The sequence below is a fragment of the Serratia sp. X3 genome (assembly GCF_014982455.1).
Classification (GTDB): domain Bacteria; phylum Pseudomonadota; class Gammaproteobacteria; order Enterobacterales; family Enterobacteriaceae; genus Serratia; species Serratia ureilytica.
In genome coordinates, this window is sequence record NZ_JADCNB010000002.1 from 419,342 (window position 1) to 436,478 (window position 17,137).

Below are 17,137 nucleotides of genomic sequence, written 5' to 3' on the forward strand. Positions count from 1 at the left end.
CTTCAGGGTAATCCGGAGACCTGGCGGCAGTATAGGAGGATCACATTCTGATTACAATTCTCATACAACCGCTTTGATAACATTTCCCCCGAACAGTGATTCAGATCACGGATTTCACAATTAGTGCAAAATTAATTATCTGATTTGACAAGAGATCAACATTTCCATTACATATAGGGGCACAAACGGTCCTATGATGCGCTATGGGTCAGCAGATACACTTCCTCCCGGGTTCGAGTTATGCAACAGTGTATTTGGCGAACCTATCCCAATAGCCGTTGTTTCCCGCTCGAGTTTGCCGGCGTCAAAAGCAAATAAAGCACATAAAAACAGATTATTGGGATAGGTTCACATCTCTTCGAACAGCTCATAGGTAAGATTAACAGACTATAACGAATTACTCTGAATCGTTAACAACTGGTCACCCGTCTCGTTCGCCTGGTCAGCACTCTGTACCCTACCCGCGCACAGTTGCGCAGTCGCTCACAGAGTTAGCGTCCGCACCATTTTTTTGCGGGCAACCTGCAGAGATTTAAGGTATTTCAGTTGTTAGTGGTTTTTAAAATAAGGCGCTAAGGAGACAGTAAATGACTGATAAGAAAGCGACGCTAACCATTAACGACAGCGAAGCTCCGATCGAACTGGGCGTATTGACACCGACACTGGGCCCTGATGTCCTCGATGTCCGCGCTCTGGGTTCCAAAGGTTATTTCACATTTGATCCCGGCTTTACCTCCACCGCTTCTTGCGAATCCAAGATTACCTTCATCGACGGCGACAAAGGCGTGCTGCTGCACCGCGGCTTCCCTATCGAACAGCTGGCGAAAGAATCTTCCTACCTGGAAGTGTGCTACATCCTGCTGTACGGCGAGACCCCAACGCCGGAAGAGTTCGAGACCTTCAAAACCACCGTAACCCGCCACACCATGATCCACGACCAGATCACCCATCTGTTCCGTGGCTTCCGTCGCGACTCGCACCCGATGGCGGTGCTGTGCGGCGTGACCGGCGCGCTGGCGGCGTTCTACCACGATGCGCTGGACGTCAACAACGAGCGTCACCGTGAAATCACCGCGTTCCGTCTGCTGTCCAAAATGCCGACCGTGGCCGCGATGTGCTACAAATACTCCCTGGGCCAGCCGTTCGTTTATCCGCGCAACGATCTGTCCTATGCCGGCAACTTCCTGCACATGATGTTCGCCACCCCGTGCGAAGAGTACGTGGTGAACCCGGTATTGGAACGCGCCATGGATCGCATCCTGATCCTGCACGCCGACCATGAGCAGAACGCCTCTACCTCGACCGTGCGCACCGCCGGCTCTTCCGGCGCCAACCCGTTCGCCTGCATCGCGGCCGGTATCGCCTCCCTGTGGGGGCCAGCGCACGGCGGCGCCAACGAAGCGGCGCTGAAAATGCTGGAAGAGATCAAGACCGTCGATCACATTCCGGAATTCATCAAACGCGCCAAGGACAAGAACGACTCCTTCCGCCTGATGGGCTTCGGCCACCGCGTGTACAAGAACTACGATCCGCGCGCCACCGTGATGCGCGAGACCTGTCACGAAGTGCTGAAAGAGCTGAACAAGAAGGACGACAACCTGCTGCAGGTGGCGATGGAGCTGGAGCACATCGCGCTGAACGACCCGTACTTCATCGAGAAGAAACTGTACCCGAACGTCGACTTCTACTCAGGCATCATCCTGAAGGCGATGGGCATTCCTTCTTCCATGTTCACCGTGATCTTCGCCATCGCGCGCACCATCGGCTGGATCGCGCACTGGAACGAAATGCACGACGAAGGCATCAAAATTGCCCGTCCGCGTCAGCTGTACACCGGCTATGCCGAGCGTGATTTCAAATCCCAGCTGAAAACCAAGTAAGCCGCTTCCCCGGCTGAAACCGCACAGCGCCGCCCCTTCGGGCGGCGTTTTTTTTGCTCATTTCTGGCAGCCCGGGCACCAATAAAACGGCCGCGACGACAGGTCGGTGCGCACAATCATCGCGCCGCAGCGCTCACAGGGCTCGCCGCTGCGATGAAACACCTTGAAGCGAAACAGCGCGCCGTGATGGCGGTTCTCATCCGCCTGCCCGCGCGTCTGATAGGAAAGACGCGGCACCGCCAGCAGCGCCTCCGCCAGACGCCAAAGCGCTTCCGGCGCCAGATCCTGCGGTTTGTGCTGCGGCGCCAGTTTGGCCTGCCACAGAATTTCGGCGCGCAGATAATTGCCCAATCCGGCAAGAAACGCCTGGTCGAGCAACATGCCGCCCAGCTGTCTGCGGCGAAAACGCGGCGTCAGCAAACGCGCCTGCACCTCATCCACCGTCAACGACATGTCCAGCACGTCGGGGCCGATGCGTTGCAGGAACGGGTGCTGTTCTATCTCCTCGCGCGGCCCGACGGTGATGTCGGAAGCGCTGTAGAGCAATATTGCGCTGCGAGCGGTTTCCAGCCGCACCCGCAGATCGCGCTTGGTCTCCGGCGTCTCTCCCGCCGCCGCCACTTTCCATACGCCGTACAGCTGGTTATGGCTGTACATCGTCAGCCCATTGGAAAAGTGGGTCAACAGCGCCTTGCCGCGCGGCTCGATGGCGACGATGCGCTCGCCGAGCAAACGCTGGCGGTAGTGCTTCAACTGGGGAAAAGCGAAATCGACGGCGGTCAGCGGCTGATCGATCACCGCCGCCGCCAGTTTGTCCGCCGCCCGGCGGATCTCCGGTCCTTCCGGCATAGACCACTCCTTGCATAGACCCGGCGCAGCCCGATGCGCCGGGGATTATCAGGCTTAATGCGTTGCACCGCCCACCACTTTCAGATCGTGTTCCACCTGCAAAGCGATGGAAACGGCCAGCTCCAATGCAAACAGCACCGTCGAAGCCGCCATGCTCGGCGCGCCGGGGTGCGCCGCCGCCTGCTCAGGCAGATACGGGATATGGATAAAACCGCCCTTCACCTCGCGCTGGCCGCTCAAACGGTGCAGCAGCCCATACATCACATGGTTGCACACGTAGGTGCCGGCAGTCTGCGAAACGGCGGCCGGAATGCCGGCCTCGCGCATCGAACTCACCATCGCTTTGATCGGCAAGGTGCTGAAATAGGCCGCCGGACCGCCGGCGACGATCGGCTCATCCACCGGCTGCTGCCCCTGATTGTCGGGAATACGCGCATCGTCGACGTTGATCGCCACCCGTTCAATCGTGATATCGGTGCGGCCGCCGGCCTGGCCGATAGCCAGCACAATCACCGGCTGCACCTCGTCGATCGCCGCATTGAGCGCCTCCAGCGCGGCGCCGAACACGCACGGCAACTGGCGCGCCACGATACGCGTGCCCACCAGTTCCATATCGTTGAGCTGCTTCACCACTTCCCAGGAGGGATTGAGGCGCTCGCCGCCAAACGGCTCGAAGCCGGTAATCAATACTTTTTGCATCCTTACTCCTACAGGAACATCAGGAAATACAGCAGGAACACGTTAACCAACAGCAGCAGCGCGCCGGTCGGCACCTGCGCCTTGATCACCGCATTCTTGTCCGGCAACTCCAGCAGCGCCGCCGGCACAATGTTAAAGTTCGCCGCCATCGGCGTCATCAGGGTGCCGCAATAGCCGGAGAACATGCCGATCGCCGCCATCACCGCCGGGTTGCCGCCGTGCTGCAACACCAGGATCGGAATGCCGATGCCGGCGGTAACGATCGGGAAAGCGGCGAAGGCGTTGCCCATCACCATGGTCAGCACCGCCATACCGATAGCGTAGACCGCCACGGCGATAAAACGGTTATCGACCGCCAGATATTCCTGGGTCAAATGCGAGATCGCAGTGCCAACGCCGGCGACGGTAAACAGCAGCCCCAGCGTGGCGAGGATCTGCGGCAGAATGAACGCCCAGCCGATCGAATCCAGCAGGCGCCGCGCTTCCTGTATCGGCTGCAGCGCCTTCTCATGGGTCATTTTCACCGCGATCGCCAACCCGATCAGACAACCGACGGTCATCGAGAACAGGGTGATCAGCGTCGCGTGGTTACCGCTGCCGAATACCGCGTTTTGCAACGCCGGCACGTTGTTGAACAGCAGCACGCCGATCACCGTCACCACCGGGATCGCCAGCGCGGGAATGAACAGCTTGTTGCCCAGGCGCTTGGCGCTCGCCTCGCGCTCCTGCGGCGTTCGCTGATGATAGCTGCCGAGGCGCACGCCGCCGAAGCCGGCGATCAGGGCCATCACCACCACCACCACGCCAACGATGATGTGCAGCATGCGTTTCTCGTTGCTGCCTTCGCCGAGCACGTCGCCCAGCAGGCGGTAAGTCCAGTCGCCGACCAGGAATACCAGGCCGTACAGCCCCCAAAACAGCCCGGTGGTGATGCGGCGCGGGTTGGCGCGATCGCGCAAGGACATCACCGCCACAATCAGCAGCACCGCGCCGGCCAGCCAGTAGAGATATTGTTGCTGGAAGTTCATCGTGCTTCCCCCTTCGCCTGCAGCGCCGCCTGATTCAGCTGCGCCAGCTCGGCGCTCAGCTGTTTATCCATCCGATACAGCCGGAAAGCGTGGATCAGGAAAGCGAAAATGGCGGTCGGAATGCCCCACAGCGCGATATGCAATGGCTCGGTCTGAATGCCGCCGGACTCCAGCATAAAGTTATGCATGAAGATGATCGCGCCGAAGGCCACGAAGATATCCTCGCCGAAGAACAGCCCGACGTTGTCGGTGGCGGCCGACATGGCGCGCAGGCGGTGGCGGGTGCGCTCCGGCAACTCGCCGTAGCGGTTTTCCGTCGCCCCTTCCGCCATCGGCGCCAGCAGCGGCCGCACCATCTGCGGATGCCCGCCCAGGCTGGTCAGCCCCATCGCCGCGGTGATCTCGCGCACGAACAGGTACACGATCAGCAAACGGCCGGCGGTGGCGCTTTTGATCTTGGCGATCCACGCCTGCGCCCGCTCTTTCAGCCCGTGACGTTCCAGCAGGCCGATCACCGCCAGCGGCAGCAGCAGGATCAGCGGCAGGTTTCGGGTATTGAGAAAGCCCTCGCCGAGCTTTTCCAGAATGACGTCCAGCGGCATCAGCGCCGCCAGACCGGTGATGATGCCGGCGGCGATCACCACCAGCACCGGATTGAAACGCAATACAAACCCGACCACGATCGCGGCGATGCCGATCAGTGGCCAGAGATTCACGGCCTGTTCCATAGTCTTCCCTCGATATTTTCTAATAATTTTTTTGTTTGTGATGTTGTGTCTTGCTTTACTGCTCTGCGCTGACGCGGATGCCCTGTTGAACAAAACTGTCCCGCAGCTTGCGCGCATACGCCAGCGCATGCTCGCCGTCCCCGTGCAGGCAGACGGTCTCCGCCTGTACGGCGGTCCAAACGCCATCGACGCTGCGCACCCGGTGATGGCGCACCATCTCCAGGGTTTGCGCCAGCGCTTGTTCGTCATCCTCGATCAATGCCCCCGGCAAACCGCGCGGCACCAGCGTGCCGTCGGCCTGATAACCGCGATCGGCGAACACCTCCTGCCGGGTGGTCAGACCGAGCCGTTGCCCGGCGCGGATCAGCTCGCTGCCGGCCAGCCCCACCAGCCGCAGCGCCGGATCGACCGCCTGCACCGCCCGGGCGATGGCTTCCGCCAGCGCCGGCTCAACCGCCGCCTGGTTGTACAGCATGCCGTGCGGCTTAACGTGCACCATCACCCCGCCCTCGGCGCGGGCGATGGCCGCCAGCGCCCCGAGCTGATACACCACCTGCGCGTACACCGTTTCCGGCGGCAGCTGCATGCGAGTGCGACCGAAATTCTCCCGATCGGGAAAACTCGGGTGGGCGCCGATCGCCACGCCGTACTGCAATGCCCAGCGCACCGACTGACGCATGGTCTGCGCATCGCCGGCGTGGAAGCCGCAGGCGATGTTGGCCGAGCTCACCAATTGCAACAGCGCCTGGTCGTTGGCGCAGCCTTCGCCGAGATCGGCGTTCAAATCAACGATCATGTAACCCCCAGGCAATCTGTCGAAGGAAAAGATCCTGCTCGGCCTTGGCGCGCTGCGCCTCGGCCAGTGAACAGAGAACGAAATGGATCGGTTCGCCGAGACGGATCTGCGCCAAATGGTAAAGATCGGCTTCGATCACGCAGGCGATGCGCGGGTAACCGCCGGTGGTTTGCGCATCGGCCATCAGCACGATCGGCTGGCCGTTGTGCGGCACCTGCACCACACCAGGCATCAGACCGTGCGACAGCATCTCTCTGTCGGTGGTGCGTGCCAGCGGCGTGCCGCCGTGCAAACGGTAGCCCATGCGGTTGCTCTGGGGGCTGAGCTGCCAGGCGGCGCGCCAAAACGTATCTTGCGCCTCTTCGCTGAATTCGGCGTACTCCGGCCCCGGCAACGCACGGATGCGATTGGTGAACAGCAACTGCTTCACGCCACAGCGGGTTTGCGGTTCAGCGGCGGATTGGCCCAGCGGCAACCGATCGCCGTCCCTCAGATTACGCCCCTCGCACCCACCAAAAGCGGCTTTCATGTCGGTGCTGCGCGAGCCCAGCATTTCCGGCACGGCGATACCGCCGGCGATCGCGAGATAACTGCGCATGCCGCGCTTCGGCGTGCCCAGCACCAGACGCTGCCCCTTTTTCACCGGGTAGCGCCAGCCGGTCCACAGCGGCTTACCGTCCAGCTGCGCGTCGCAGCCGGCGCCGGTCAGGGCGATCCAGCCGGGACGGGTAAACTCGGCGCTGAACTGGCCGAGCGTGATCTCCAGCCCGGCGGCCTCCGGCGCGTTGCCCACCAGCAGGTTGGCGATCTTCAGCGCCGGTTGATCCAACGCGCCGCCGGTACTGATGCCCAGACGGCGAAATCCTTCACGGCCCAAATCCTGCACCGTGGTATAGATGCCGGCACGCAGAATAATCAGCATACGCCCTCCTTCTGCGGCACAAAGCGTACGCTATCACCCGGGCGCAGCAGCGTCGGCGGCATTTCATGGGGATTGAACAACGCCAGCGGCGTGCGGCCGATCAGCTGCCAGCCGCCGGGTGTCGTCAGCGGATAGATGCCGGTCTGGCCGCCGCCGATACCGACGGAGCCGGCCGCCACCGCCAGACGCGGTTCGGCGCGGCGCGGCGTCGCCAGTTTTTCCGGCATGCCGCCCAAATAGGAGAAGCCCGGCTGAAAGCCGAGAAAATAGACCACGTAAGCCGCCGCCGCATGGCATTCCACCACCTGTCGCGGCGTCATGCCGGTATGGCGCGCCACCTCATCCAGGTCGGGGCCCTGTTCCCCGCCGTAGACAACCGGGATCTCCACCTGACGCGACTCCGGCGTCAGGCGCTCTTTGCTTTCCCACCCCTGCTGCAGTAACGCGAGCATCGCTTCGGCGTCGGCCTGTGGCGTATGCAACAGCAGCGTCAGGTTGTTCATTCCCGGCACCACTTCCCGCACGTCGGGATGATGATTCAGCTTTTCCGCCAGCGCCCAGATGCGCTGCTGGCTCGGCAACGTCACCGGCGGTGACAGTTCAAGCACTACCGCTCTTTCACCTAAAAGGTAATAACGCGCTTGTTGCACCCTTATTCTCCTTATTATTATCGCGCTGAAAAACACACCAGTTATGCGTGACGCAGCCCCGGCTGTCAATAGAACGCAACCATAAGGAAAATAAGGAAATAGCGCGGTAAAAGGATTCAGCCGGCGCGCAGGCCGGGCTGGATCCGACGCAGAAAAAATCAGGCGGGATTCGGGATATCGATAAAGGTCACATCAAAACCGTGGTGCTGAGCCAGCCATTCCCCCAGCGCTTTCACGCCGCCGCGCTCGGTCGCGTGGTGGCCGGCGGCAAAGAAATGCACGCCCATTTCGCGCGCGCTGTGAATGGTCTGCTCAGACACTTCACCGCTGATGAAAGCATCGACGCCGAAGCGCGCCGCGCTGTCGATAAAGCCCTGGCCGCCGCCGGTGCACCAGGCCACTCGGCGAATATGCTCAGGCGCGTTATCGCCGCAGTGCAGCACCGCGCGCCCCAGCCGGCTTTCGATGCGCTGTTGCAGCGCTTCGCCGGTCAGCGGCTGTTCGAATTCCCCGTGCGGCACCAGCGGCTCGACGTCGCCAATCACCCGAATGCCCAGCGCCTGCGCCAGCTGCGCGTTGTTGCCCAGCACCGGATGCGCGTCCAGCGGCAGGTGGTAGCCGTACAGATTGATGTCGTGGGTCAACAGCGTTTTCAGGCGGTTGCGCTTCATGCCGCGCACCGCCGGCGCCTCGTTTTTCCAGAAATAGCCGTGATGCACGATGATCGCGTCGGCCTGATGCGCCACCGCGGCGTCCAACAGCGCCTGACAGGCGGTGACGCCGGTCACGATGCGCTGCACGTGCGGGCGCCCTTCCACCTGCAATCCATTGGGGGCATAGTCCTGAAACGCCGCGGCGTTCAGTTCCGTGTTGATCAGTTGTTCCAGATCGAGGTTACGCATTCTCTTCTCTCTTCATAGTCAAAATGTCTGCCGGTCGCCCTGCGCCATCAGGATGAATTTCACTCCCAGATCGTTGCCCTGCGCCAGCTGCTGCGCAATGGCGGCGCGCGCGTCTTCGCCCTGCTTCAGGCTCGGCTTGATGTGGCTGACAACCACCGGCAGACCGTTCAGCGAGCCTTCGCCGCCGCTGTACTGCGTCAGGTTCTTCAGCTCCTTCAGCAGCCAGGCCGGCGTCAGATGGCCGTACAGATGTTTGTCCTCCACCCCGTTGGGGTAAGAGGTTTCGATAATCATGCCCTTGAGCTTTTTCTGCTCGACAAGCGGCCCCAGCACGCGCCACACGGTATCGAGATCGCGCGACTGCTCCACCTTGTCCGGCCCGGTATCGCCGAAGTAGGCGAAGAACTCGTTGCCGTTGGAAATCAGCAGCATTGACGACGGGTAGCGATCGTGGCTGAGCGGGTACATCACGCCGGTCAACCCGGTCAGGCCGAGGGTAAAGCGCTGCTGCGGCCGCACCGTTTGCAGCCGGTAGGTGCCCAGCCGCGAGCCGTTGCCGGCGTCGGTAAAGTTCGGCCAGGCCTTCCAGTTGAAGTAATGGTTGCGCAGGGTCAGCACGGTGTCCGCCTGGGCGTAAACGGTTTTTTTATTATCCTCGGGCGAGCCGACGATCAGCCCCGCCACGTGGTCCAGATGGCCGTGGCTGATGAAATAGCCGCCGATCAACTGCCGGAACACATAGCCCTGCGGCGTGTAAGGCGCGGCCAGCTCAGGGGTCACCTGCGGGAAACTGCCCTTCTCCAGCCCTTTGGCGATGCCCGGCAGCAGCGAGCCGGCGTCCAGCGCCACATACTGCGGCTGATTATCGCTGCGGATCAGATAAGAGGTCAGGTTGCCGTCGCTGACGCCGCCGTCGACACCCAGCGCCACCACGTCAAAGCCGGCGATCGCCAGCGCGGAATAGCCGCTCAGGCACAGGGCCAGCACCTTTTTCATCATTACGTCGCTCCTTGCAGTTGCCTCAAGACTCTCCCCGTTTCGCCGCCTCGAACGCCGCCAACGTCTCCACGCGGGCTTGTTTGTGATCGACGATCGGCAGCGGGTAGTTCAGCGTACGGCGCTGCTTTTCCGCCCAGCGGTGGGGGTAATGGATGTCATTGTCGGGCACATCCGCCAGTTCCGGCAACCATTTACGGATGAAAGTGCCTTGTGGATCAAAACGTTCACCCTGGGTGGTCGGGTTAAAGATGCGGAAATACGGCGCGGCGTCGGTGCCGGTGGAGGCCGCCCACTGCCAGCCGCCGTTATTGGCCGCCAGATCCCCGTCCAGCAGTTGCGACATGAAGTAGCGCTCCCCGGCCCGCCAGTCGATCAGCAGGTCCTTCACCAGAAAACTGGCGCTGATCATGCGCAGCCGGTTGTGCATCCAGCCGGTAGCGTTCAGCTGGCGCATGGCGGCATCGACGATCGGATAGCCGGTCTCGCCCCGCTGCCAGGCCTGCAGCTTCGCCGCGTCATCGCTCCAGCGCACCTTGTCCGTCCAGGCGATAAAGGGACGATGGCGGCACAGCTCGGGGTAGGCCACCAGCAGGTGGCGATAGAACTCGCGCCAAATCAGCTCGTTCAGCCAGGCGAAAGCGCCGCTCTCGCGATCTTCCAGCAGCTGCGGGCATTCGGCGCGCAGGCGGTTAAAACACTGGCGCGGCGACAGCGCGCCGATCGCCAGATAGGGCGACAGGCTGCTGGTGCCGGCGATGGCGGGCAGATCGCGCTGCCGAAGGTAATCTTGCACCTGCTCACGACAAAAGGCGCGCAGCCGCTGCAGCGCGGCCTCCTCGCCGGCGGGATAGTCATCCCCGATGTCCGCCGCGGGATAATCGAACGCCACAGGCGCCTCAGGCGCAGGCAACGCGCCATCGGCACGGATCTTCGGCGCCGGCAGGCAGCTCACGTCGGACTCAGTCAGGCGCTGAATGAAGGCGTTGCGAAACGGCGTATAAACCTTGTACATCTCGCCGCCGCCGGTTAGCACGCTGCCCGGCGGCAACAGCAGGCTGTCATCAAAACCGTGGCACGTTACCCGTCCATTCAACTGCTGCTCCAGCCGCGCATCGCGTCGCCGTTCATTCAGTTCGTACTGGCGGTTGTAAAATAGCGCGTCCACCTGCTCTCGCCGGCAATACTCCGCCAGCCAGTCGATCGACGCGGCAAAGTCCGTGCCGGCAAGGCAATGCAGCGCAATGCCCTTTTGCGCCAGCGCCTGCTGTACCGCCCGCAGGCTGGCGTAGATCAGCGCCGCCTGCCGCGGCGCCATCTCATGCTGCCGCCACTGCTGCGGGGTGGCGATAAACACCGCCAGCACCCGGGCTTTGGGATCGCTGCAGGCAGCGTGCAGCGCTTTGTTGTCGGTGATACGCAGATCGTTACGCAACCAGACCAGATGCGTGGTCATAAAATTCCCTTGTCAATCAATGGCCGTAACGCAAACGCAGCGCCTCCGGATAAGGTTCGAAATAGCGTTGCTCCGCCAGATAACTGTCGGGGTATTCCGCCATGTAATGCTTAAGCAAGGCGATCGGCGCCAGCAGCGGCTGCATGCCCTGCCGGTAGCGGTCGATCAGGTGCGCCAGCTCCTGGCGCTGCGCCGCGCTGAGCTGGCGGCGGAAGTAACCCTGCACGTGCATCAGCACGTTGGTATGGTTGCGGCGCGTCGCCTTGTGCGCCAACAGCGCCATCAGGCGGCTGCGGTACTCCACGGCGAAGTCTTCCAGCGAGTCCCAGCGATGAATGTCGGCGACGAAACGCCCCAGTTCGCGGTACGCCGGCTGCGAATGCGCCAGCAACGACAGTTTGTAGCGGCTGTGAAACGCGATCAGCCCGCCGCGGGTCAGCCCCTGACGCCACAGCATGTTCAACTCATACAGCGCGTACACTCGCTCGATAAAGTTTTCCCGCAGCGCCGCATCCTGCAAACGCCCATCCTCTTCCACCGGCAGCCACGGCATCTGGCGCAGCAGCTCGGCGGTAAACAGCCCGACGCCGTTTTTACGCGAGTCCTTGCCGTTCTCGCTGTAGACCCGCACCCGCTCCAGGCCGCAGCTCGGCGACTTGGCGCAGACGATATAGCCGCACAGGTGTTGCAACGCAGCCACGCGCTGCGCGGAGAAACTGCGCATCTCCTCGGTCAGATCCACGCCGGCGTCGTTGCTGTAGCGCATCGCCGGCCACGGCTGCGCCTGTTTCACCAGACGCAGCGCCGGGCGCGGCGTGGGCAGGCCGATCGCCATTTCCGGGCAAACGGGCTCAAAGCGCACATAGGGCGCCAACTGTTCCACCGCGAAGGCCAGCCGCTTGTGGCCACCGTCGAAACGCACCGCGTCGCCCAGTAAACAGGCGCTGATGCCGATAGGGATCTTGTCACTCATACCGTTCTCTCGTGGTGTTGGTCGATGAGGAAAGTGTAGAAGAATGGCTTGCCAAATACGACCTTGCGCTTGACGGCAGCGGGCTTGGGGCATAAAAAAACCCCCGCCGCAGGGCGAGGGTTGTTCGTGAGTCGGCAGTGACTCAGTAGAAGTCGCAGGACGCCAGTTCCGCCTGCTGCAGCCAGACCGGCTTATCGCTGGTTTTTGACCAGACGCGGTGCAGGTAGCTGTAAAAACGCCCGCGATCGCTGCGGAACAGCATCACCGGCAGGGCCAAAATGCCCGCGATCACCACTGCGCTGCGGCGCAGGAGAATCCGATGCAGTGAATAAGCGTGATAGGTCGTAGACATGCGAACCTCCTTAAAAACGCCTGCCGTTGATTTGTCAGGGAAAACGGCGTGGGCGTATCAAATGAACAATCGGTAATTTGGTAACTGGACAAAATTTTAGCGCACTTGATGAAAGTTTACTACTCATCCGACCACTAAATCGCACAAAAAATCGCTAATCACCGCGGCGATTCGTAATTTTGTTACAACCAAGTTAATTTTTAACTTAACATTGGTTACGTTGTGGTTATTATCCGGTTCCTGCTTCCACGCCGCTGCCCTTGCTTATTCACTCATCAGGCGCAATCTCGCCGCCAACCTGCTGGTTGAAATGCTCAATTTTTGCTGAAATTTCAGCCATTTTTATACTTTTTTTACACCCGCCCGCGCGATTTTTTCATCTTCTTTCTACCCCGCTCCCTACACTGCCTCTATCAAAAACAACACCTCTGGAGGTGTCCCGTGAGTTTCAGCGTTATTGGTGGTGCGCTGTTGGTTCTGCTGCTGTTGGCCTATCTGGTCTACGCCCTGTTTAACGCGGAGGATTTCTGATGGCGGCTTCAGCCTTTTTACTGATCGCCAGTTTCCTGCTGGTGCTTCTGCTGCTGGCCCGGCCGCTGGGCGGTTTTATGGCGCGCCTGATCGAAGGTGAGCCGCTGCCTGCGCTGCGCGCAGTGGAAGCCGGCGTCTGGCGCGCCTGCGGCATCCGCCCCACCGAGATGAATTGGTGGCAGTACGCGCTGGCGATCCTGGCGTTTAACCTGCTCGGCCTGGCGCTGCTGTTCGCCCTGCTGATGGCGCAGGGCTCGCTGCCGCTCAACCCGCAAGGCTTCCCTGGCCTCTCCTGGGATCTGGCGCTCAACACCGCCGTCAGCTTCGTCACCAACACCAACTGGCAAGCCTACAGCGGTGAAAGCGCCCTCAGCTATTTCAGCCAGATGGCCGGGCTGGCGGTGCAGAACTTCGTTTCCGCCTCCACCGGCATCGCCGTGGCCTTTGCGCTGATCCGTGCCTTTACCCGCCGCGCCGGCAAGACCGTCGGCAACGCCTGGGCCGATCTGTTCCGCATCACGCTGTATGTGCTGCTGCCGATCGCGCTGCTGATCGCCCTGTTCTTCGTCAGCCAGGGCACGCTGCAAAACTTCCTGCCTTACCTGCACGTCACCACGCTCGAAGGCGCGCAGCAGACGCTGCCGATGGGGCCGGTCGCCTCGCAGGAAGCGATCAAGATGCTCGGCACCAACGGCGGGGGGGTCTTCGGTGCCAACTCGGCGCACCCGTTCGAAAACCCGACCGTGCTGACCAACTTCGTGCAGATGCTGGCCATCTTCCTGATCCCTTGCGCGCTGTGCTTCTCTTTCGGACAACTGGCCGGTGAAAACCGTCAGGGCCACGCGCTGATCTGGGCGATGGCGCTGATCTTCGTGGTGGCGGTGGTGGTGGTGATGTACGCCGAGCTGGCGGGCAACCCGCACCTGAGCGCGCTGGGCGCCGACAGCAACATCAATATGGAAGGCAAAGAGTCGCGCTTCGGCATTCTCGCCACCAGCCTGTTCTCGGTGGTGACCACCGCCGCGTCCTGCGGGGCGGTCAACGCCATGCACGACTCCTTCACCGCGCTGGGCGGCATGGTGCCGATGTGGCTGATGCAGATCGGTGAAGTGGTGTTCGGCGGCGTCGGCTCCGGCCTGTACGGCATGCTGCTGTTCGTGCTGCTGACGGTGTTTATCGCCGGTCTGATGATCGGCCGCACCCCGGAATATCTGGGCAAGAAGATCGACGTCTATGACATGAAGATGACCGCGCTGGCGATCCTGGTCACGCCGGCGCTGGTGTTGCTGGGCAGCGCGCTGGCCATCGGCACCGACGCGGGCCGCGCCGGCATCCTCAATCCGGGCGCCCACGGCTTCAGCGAAGTGCTGTATGCCCTGTCCTCCGCCGCCAACAACAACGGCAGCGCCTTCGCCGGGTTGAGCGTCAATACGCCGTTCTACAACCTGCTGCTGGCCTTCGCCATGTTCGTCGGCCGTTTCGGGGTGATCCTGCCGGTGCTGGCGATCGCCGGTTCACTGAGCGCCAAGCAACGCCAGCCGGCGGGCAACGGCACCCTGCCGACCTATGGGCCGCTGTTTATCGGCTTGCTGATCGGCACCGTGCTGCTGGTGGGTGCGCTGACCTTCGTGCCTGCGCTGGCGCTGGGCCCGGTGGCCGAGCATTTGCAACTTTGGTTGGCAAACTAACCGACGTCACAGAGAGAGAATAAGAGATGACTCGCAAACAACGCGCGCTGTTTGAACCGGCCCTGGTGCGCACCGCGCTGATCGATGCGGTGAAAAAACTGGATCCTCGCGTTCAATGGCGCAACCCGGTGATGTTCGTGGTGTATATCGGCAGCATTCTGACCACCGCCATCTGGCTGGCGATCCTCGCCGGCCAAACCGACGGCGCCGCCGCCTTTACCGGCAGCGTCGCCCTGTGGTTGTGGTTCACCGTGCTGTTCGCCAACTTCGCCGAGGCGCTGGCCGAAGGCCGCAGCAAGGCCCAGGCGGAAAGCCTGAAAGGCACCAAGAAAACCAGCTGGGCGAAAAAACTGGCCGGCCCGCGCCGCGACGGCGCCACGGAGAAAGTGGCTGCCGAGAGCCTGCGCAAAGGCGATATCGTGCTGGTGGAAGCCGGCGACACCATTCCGTGCGACGGCGAAGTGCTGGAGGGCGGCGCCTCGGTGGATGAAAGCGCCATCACCGGGGAATCCGCCCCGGTGATCCGCGAATCCGGCGGGGACTTCTCTTCGGTCACCGGCGGCACCCGCGTGCTGTCCGACTGGCTGGTGGTGCAGTGCAGCGTCAACCCGGGGGAAACCTTCCTCGATCGCATGATCGCCATGGTGGAAGGCGCCAAACGCCGCAAAACGCCGAACGAAATCGCGCTGACCATCCTGCTGGTGGCGCTGACCATCGTGTTCGTGTTGGCCACCGCCACCCTGTTCCCGTTCTCGCAATACAGCGTCCAGGCGGCCGGCAGCGGCAGCGTGGTCACCATCACCGTGCTGGTCGCGCTGCTGGTTTGCCTGATCCCCACCACCATCGGCGGTCTGTTGTCCGCCATCGGCGTGGCCGGGATGAGCCGCATGCTCGGCGCCAACGTGATCGCCACCAGCGGCCGCGCGGTGGAAGCCGCCGGCGACGTGGACGTGCTGCTGCTGGATAAAACCGGCACCATCACGCTGGGCAACCGCCAGGCTTCGGAGTTCCTGCCGGCGCCGGGCGTGAAAGAGCAAGAGCTGGCGGATGCCGCGCAGCTGGCCTCGCTGGCGGACGAAACGCCGGAAGGCCGCAGCATCGTGGTGCTGGCCAAACAGCGCTTTAACCTGCGCGAGCGCGATCTGCAGGCGCTGAACGCCACCTTCGTGCCCTTCTCCGCCCAGACCCGCATGAGCGGCGTCAACGTGCAGGAGCGCATGATCCGCAAAGGCGCGGTGGACGCCATTCGCCGTCACGTCGAAACCAATCAGGGGCACTTCCCGCGGGCGGTGGACGATCTGGTGGAAAGCGTGGCGCGCACCGGCGGTACGCCGCTGGTGGTGGCGGAAGGCGCACGGGTGCTGGGCGTGGTGGCGTTGAAGGATATCGTCAAGGGCGGCATCAAAGAGCGCTTCAATGAGCTGCGCAAGATGGGCATCAAAACGGTGATGATCACCGGCGATAACCCGCTGACCGCGGCGGCGATCGCCGCCGAAGCCGGGGTGGACGACTTCCTGTCGGAAGCCACGCCGGAAGCCAAGCTGGCGCTGATCCGCCAGTATCAGGCGGAAGGCCGTCTGGTGGCGATGACCGGCGACGGCACCAACGACGCCCCGGCGCTGGCGCAGGCCGATGTGGCGGTGGCGATGAACTCCGGTACCCAGGCCGCCAAAGAGGCGGGCAACATGGTCGATCTGGATTCCAACCCGACCAAGCTGATCGAAGTGGTGCATATCGGCAAACAGATGCTGATGACGCGCGGCTCGCTGACCACCTTCAGCATCGCCAACGACGTGGCCAAGTACTTCGCCATCATTCCGGCGGCGTTCGCGGCCACCTATCCGCAGCTGAACGCGCTGAACGTGATGCACCTGCACTCCCCCGCCTCCGCCATCATGTCGGCGGTGATCTTCAACGCCCTGGTGATCGTGTTTCTGATCCCGCTGGCGCTGAAAGGGGTGAGCTACAAACCGATGAGCGCCGCAGCTCTGCTGCGCCGCAACCTGTGGCTGTATGGGGTCGGCGGTCTGCTGGTGCCGTTCGTCGGCATCAAACTGATCGACCTGATCCTGGTCGCGCTGCACGTCGCCGGTTAACCATTGAGGGAAATGAACATGACGTATTTACGACCTGCGCTGGTGATGTTGATCCTGCTGACGCTGATCACCGGCATCGCCTATCCGCTGCTGACCACCGGGCTGGCGCAGCTGCTGTTTTCGGGCGCGGCCAACGGTTCGCTGCTGTACCAGGGCAACAAGGCGGTCGGCTCCGCGTTGATCGGCCAGAAGTTCACGCGCGCCGACTATTTCTGGGGCCGCCCGTCGGCGACCGGCGATTCAGCCTATAATCCACTGGCCTCCGCCGGCAGCAACCTGGCGGCCACCAACCCGGCGCTGGATAAGGCTATCGCCGAACGCGCGGCGCAGCTGCGCCAGGCCAATCCGGCCATGAGCGGCCCGATCCCGGTGGATCTGCTGACCGCCTCCGGCAGCGGGCTGGATCCGCAGATCTCGACCGCTGCGGCGCGGTATCAGCTGGCGCGGGTCGCGGCGGCGCGTCATCTGCCGCCGGAACAGGTCGCCAAACTGATCGAAGACAACACCGATCGGGCCACGCCCAACTTCATGGGCGAATCGGTGGTCAACGTGCTGAAACTGAACCTGGCGCTGGATGCGTTGAAGTAACGC

General features: G+C 62.4%; 17 protein-coding genes. 5 read left to right on the forward strand and 12 right to left on the reverse strand.

Going from position 1 to position 17,137, the window contains the following annotated elements; translation table 11 throughout:
- Positions 1-587: 587 nt before the first annotated feature.
- Positions 588-1,880: a citrate synthase gene (locus IMX17_RS12350; protein WP_033642196.1), complete on the forward strand. Its 1,293-nt coding sequence runs from the start codon at positions 588-590 to the stop codon at positions 1,878-1,880.
- Positions 1,881-1,937: 57 nt separating this feature from the next.
- On the opposite strand, the gene nei is transcribed toward IMX17_RS12350, so the two are convergent.
- The 12 genes from nei to IMX17_RS12410 form a co-directional block, all read right to left on the reverse strand.
- Positions 1,938-2,729, reverse strand: a complete 792-nt coding sequence (gene nei, locus IMX17_RS12355; RefSeq protein WP_193549808.1) for an endonuclease VIII — start codon at positions 2,727-2,729, stop codon at positions 1,938-1,940.
- Between the two features lie 54 nt (positions 2,730-2,783).
- Positions 2,784-3,428 (reverse strand): pyroglutamyl-peptidase I, encoded by a 645-nt coding sequence (gene pcp, locus IMX17_RS12360; protein WP_193549809.1) that lies wholly within the window; start codon positions 3,426-3,428, stop codon positions 2,784-2,786.
- 8 nt (positions 3,429-3,436) lie between these two features.
- Positions 3,437-4,456, reverse strand: a complete 1,020-nt coding sequence (locus IMX17_RS12365; protein ID WP_046896788.1) for a DUF979 domain-containing protein — start codon at positions 4,454-4,456, stop codon at positions 3,437-3,439.
- Positions 4,453-5,184, reverse strand: coding sequence for a DUF969 domain-containing protein (locus IMX17_RS12370; protein WP_016928734.1), 732 nt, complete (start codon positions 5,182-5,184; stop codon positions 4,453-4,455). Before IMX17_RS12370 ends, IMX17_RS12365 begins: the two co-directional genes overlap by 4 nt.
- Positions 5,185-5,239: 55 nt before the next feature.
- Complete coding sequence (gene pxpA / locus IMX17_RS12375; protein WP_004939906.1) at positions 5,240-5,980, reverse strand: 5-oxoprolinase subunit PxpA; 741 nt, start codon at positions 5,978-5,980, stop codon at positions 5,240-5,242.
- The gene (gene pxpC, locus IMX17_RS12380; RefSeq protein ID WP_193549810.1) at positions 5,970-6,902 is read right to left on the reverse strand and encodes a 5-oxoprolinase subunit PxpC; all 933 of its coding nucleotides are present in this window, start codon (positions 6,900-6,902) and stop codon (positions 5,970-5,972) included. The genes pxpA and pxpC overlap by 11 nt, the downstream gene beginning before the upstream one ends.
- Positions 6,896-7,552, reverse strand: coding sequence for a 5-oxoprolinase subunit PxpB (gene pxpB, locus IMX17_RS12385; RefSeq protein WP_182264967.1), 657 nt, complete (start codon positions 7,550-7,552; stop codon positions 6,896-6,898). The genes pxpC and pxpB overlap by 7 nt, the downstream gene beginning before the upstream one ends.
- A 158-nt stretch (positions 7,553-7,710) precedes the next feature.
- Positions 7,711-8,454 carry a type 2 GTP cyclohydrolase I gene (locus IMX17_RS12390; protein ID WP_016928738.1) on the reverse strand — a complete coding sequence of 248 codons (744 nt, stop codon included), beginning with the start codon at positions 8,452-8,454 and terminating at the stop codon, positions 7,711-7,713.
- 18 nt (positions 8,455-8,472) lie between these two features.
- A complete protein-coding gene (locus IMX17_RS12395) occupies positions 8,473-9,453 on the reverse strand; it encodes an MBL fold metallo-hydrolase (protein WP_044031756.1) in 981 nt (326 codons plus the stop codon).
- A gap of 22 nt (positions 9,454-9,475) precedes the next feature.
- Positions 9,476-10,906, reverse strand: a complete 1,431-nt coding sequence (gene phrB / locus IMX17_RS12400; RefSeq protein ID WP_193549811.1) for a deoxyribodipyrimidine photo-lyase — start codon at positions 10,904-10,906, stop codon at positions 9,476-9,478.
- Positions 10,907-10,922: 16 nt separating this feature from the next.
- Positions 10,923-11,879: a DUF523 and DUF1722 domain-containing protein gene (locus IMX17_RS12405; protein ID WP_033651168.1), complete on the reverse strand. Its 957-nt coding sequence runs from the start codon at positions 11,877-11,879 to the stop codon at positions 10,923-10,925.
- A 142-nt stretch (positions 11,880-12,021) separates the two neighbouring features.
- On the reverse strand, positions 12,022-12,231 hold the full coding sequence (locus tag IMX17_RS12410) for a YbfA family protein (protein WP_004939916.1): 210 nt from the start codon (positions 12,229-12,231) through the stop codon (positions 12,022-12,024).
- A 441-nt stretch (positions 12,232-12,672) separates the two neighbouring features.
- Between IMX17_RS12410 and IMX17_RS25455 the strand changes: the two genes are divergently transcribed.
- Genes IMX17_RS25455 through kdpC form a run of 4 tightly spaced genes read left to right on the forward strand, consistent with a single transcriptional unit; the run spans position 12,673 to position 17,134 of the window.
- The gene (locus IMX17_RS25455) at positions 12,673-12,762 is read left to right on the forward strand and encodes a K(+)-transporting ATPase subunit F (RefSeq protein WP_016928742.1); all 90 of its coding nucleotides are present in this window, start codon (positions 12,673-12,675) and stop codon (positions 12,760-12,762) included.
- Positions 12,762-14,450, forward strand: coding sequence for a potassium-transporting ATPase subunit KdpA (kdpA, locus tag IMX17_RS12420; protein WP_182264969.1), 1,689 nt, complete (start codon positions 12,762-12,764; stop codon positions 14,448-14,450). Before IMX17_RS25455 ends, kdpA begins: the two co-directional genes overlap by 1 nt.
- Positions 14,451-14,476: 26 nt before the next feature.
- The gene (gene kdpB / locus IMX17_RS12425) at positions 14,477-16,546 is read left to right on the forward strand and encodes a potassium-transporting ATPase subunit KdpB (RefSeq protein WP_182264970.1); all 2,070 of its coding nucleotides are present in this window, start codon (positions 14,477-14,479) and stop codon (positions 16,544-16,546) included.
- Between the two features lie 18 nt (positions 16,547-16,564).
- Complete coding sequence (gene kdpC / locus IMX17_RS12430) at positions 16,565-17,134, forward strand: potassium-transporting ATPase subunit KdpC (protein ID WP_182264971.1); 570 nt, start codon at positions 16,565-16,567, stop codon at positions 17,132-17,134.
- Positions 17,135-17,137: the final 3 nt, after the last annotated feature.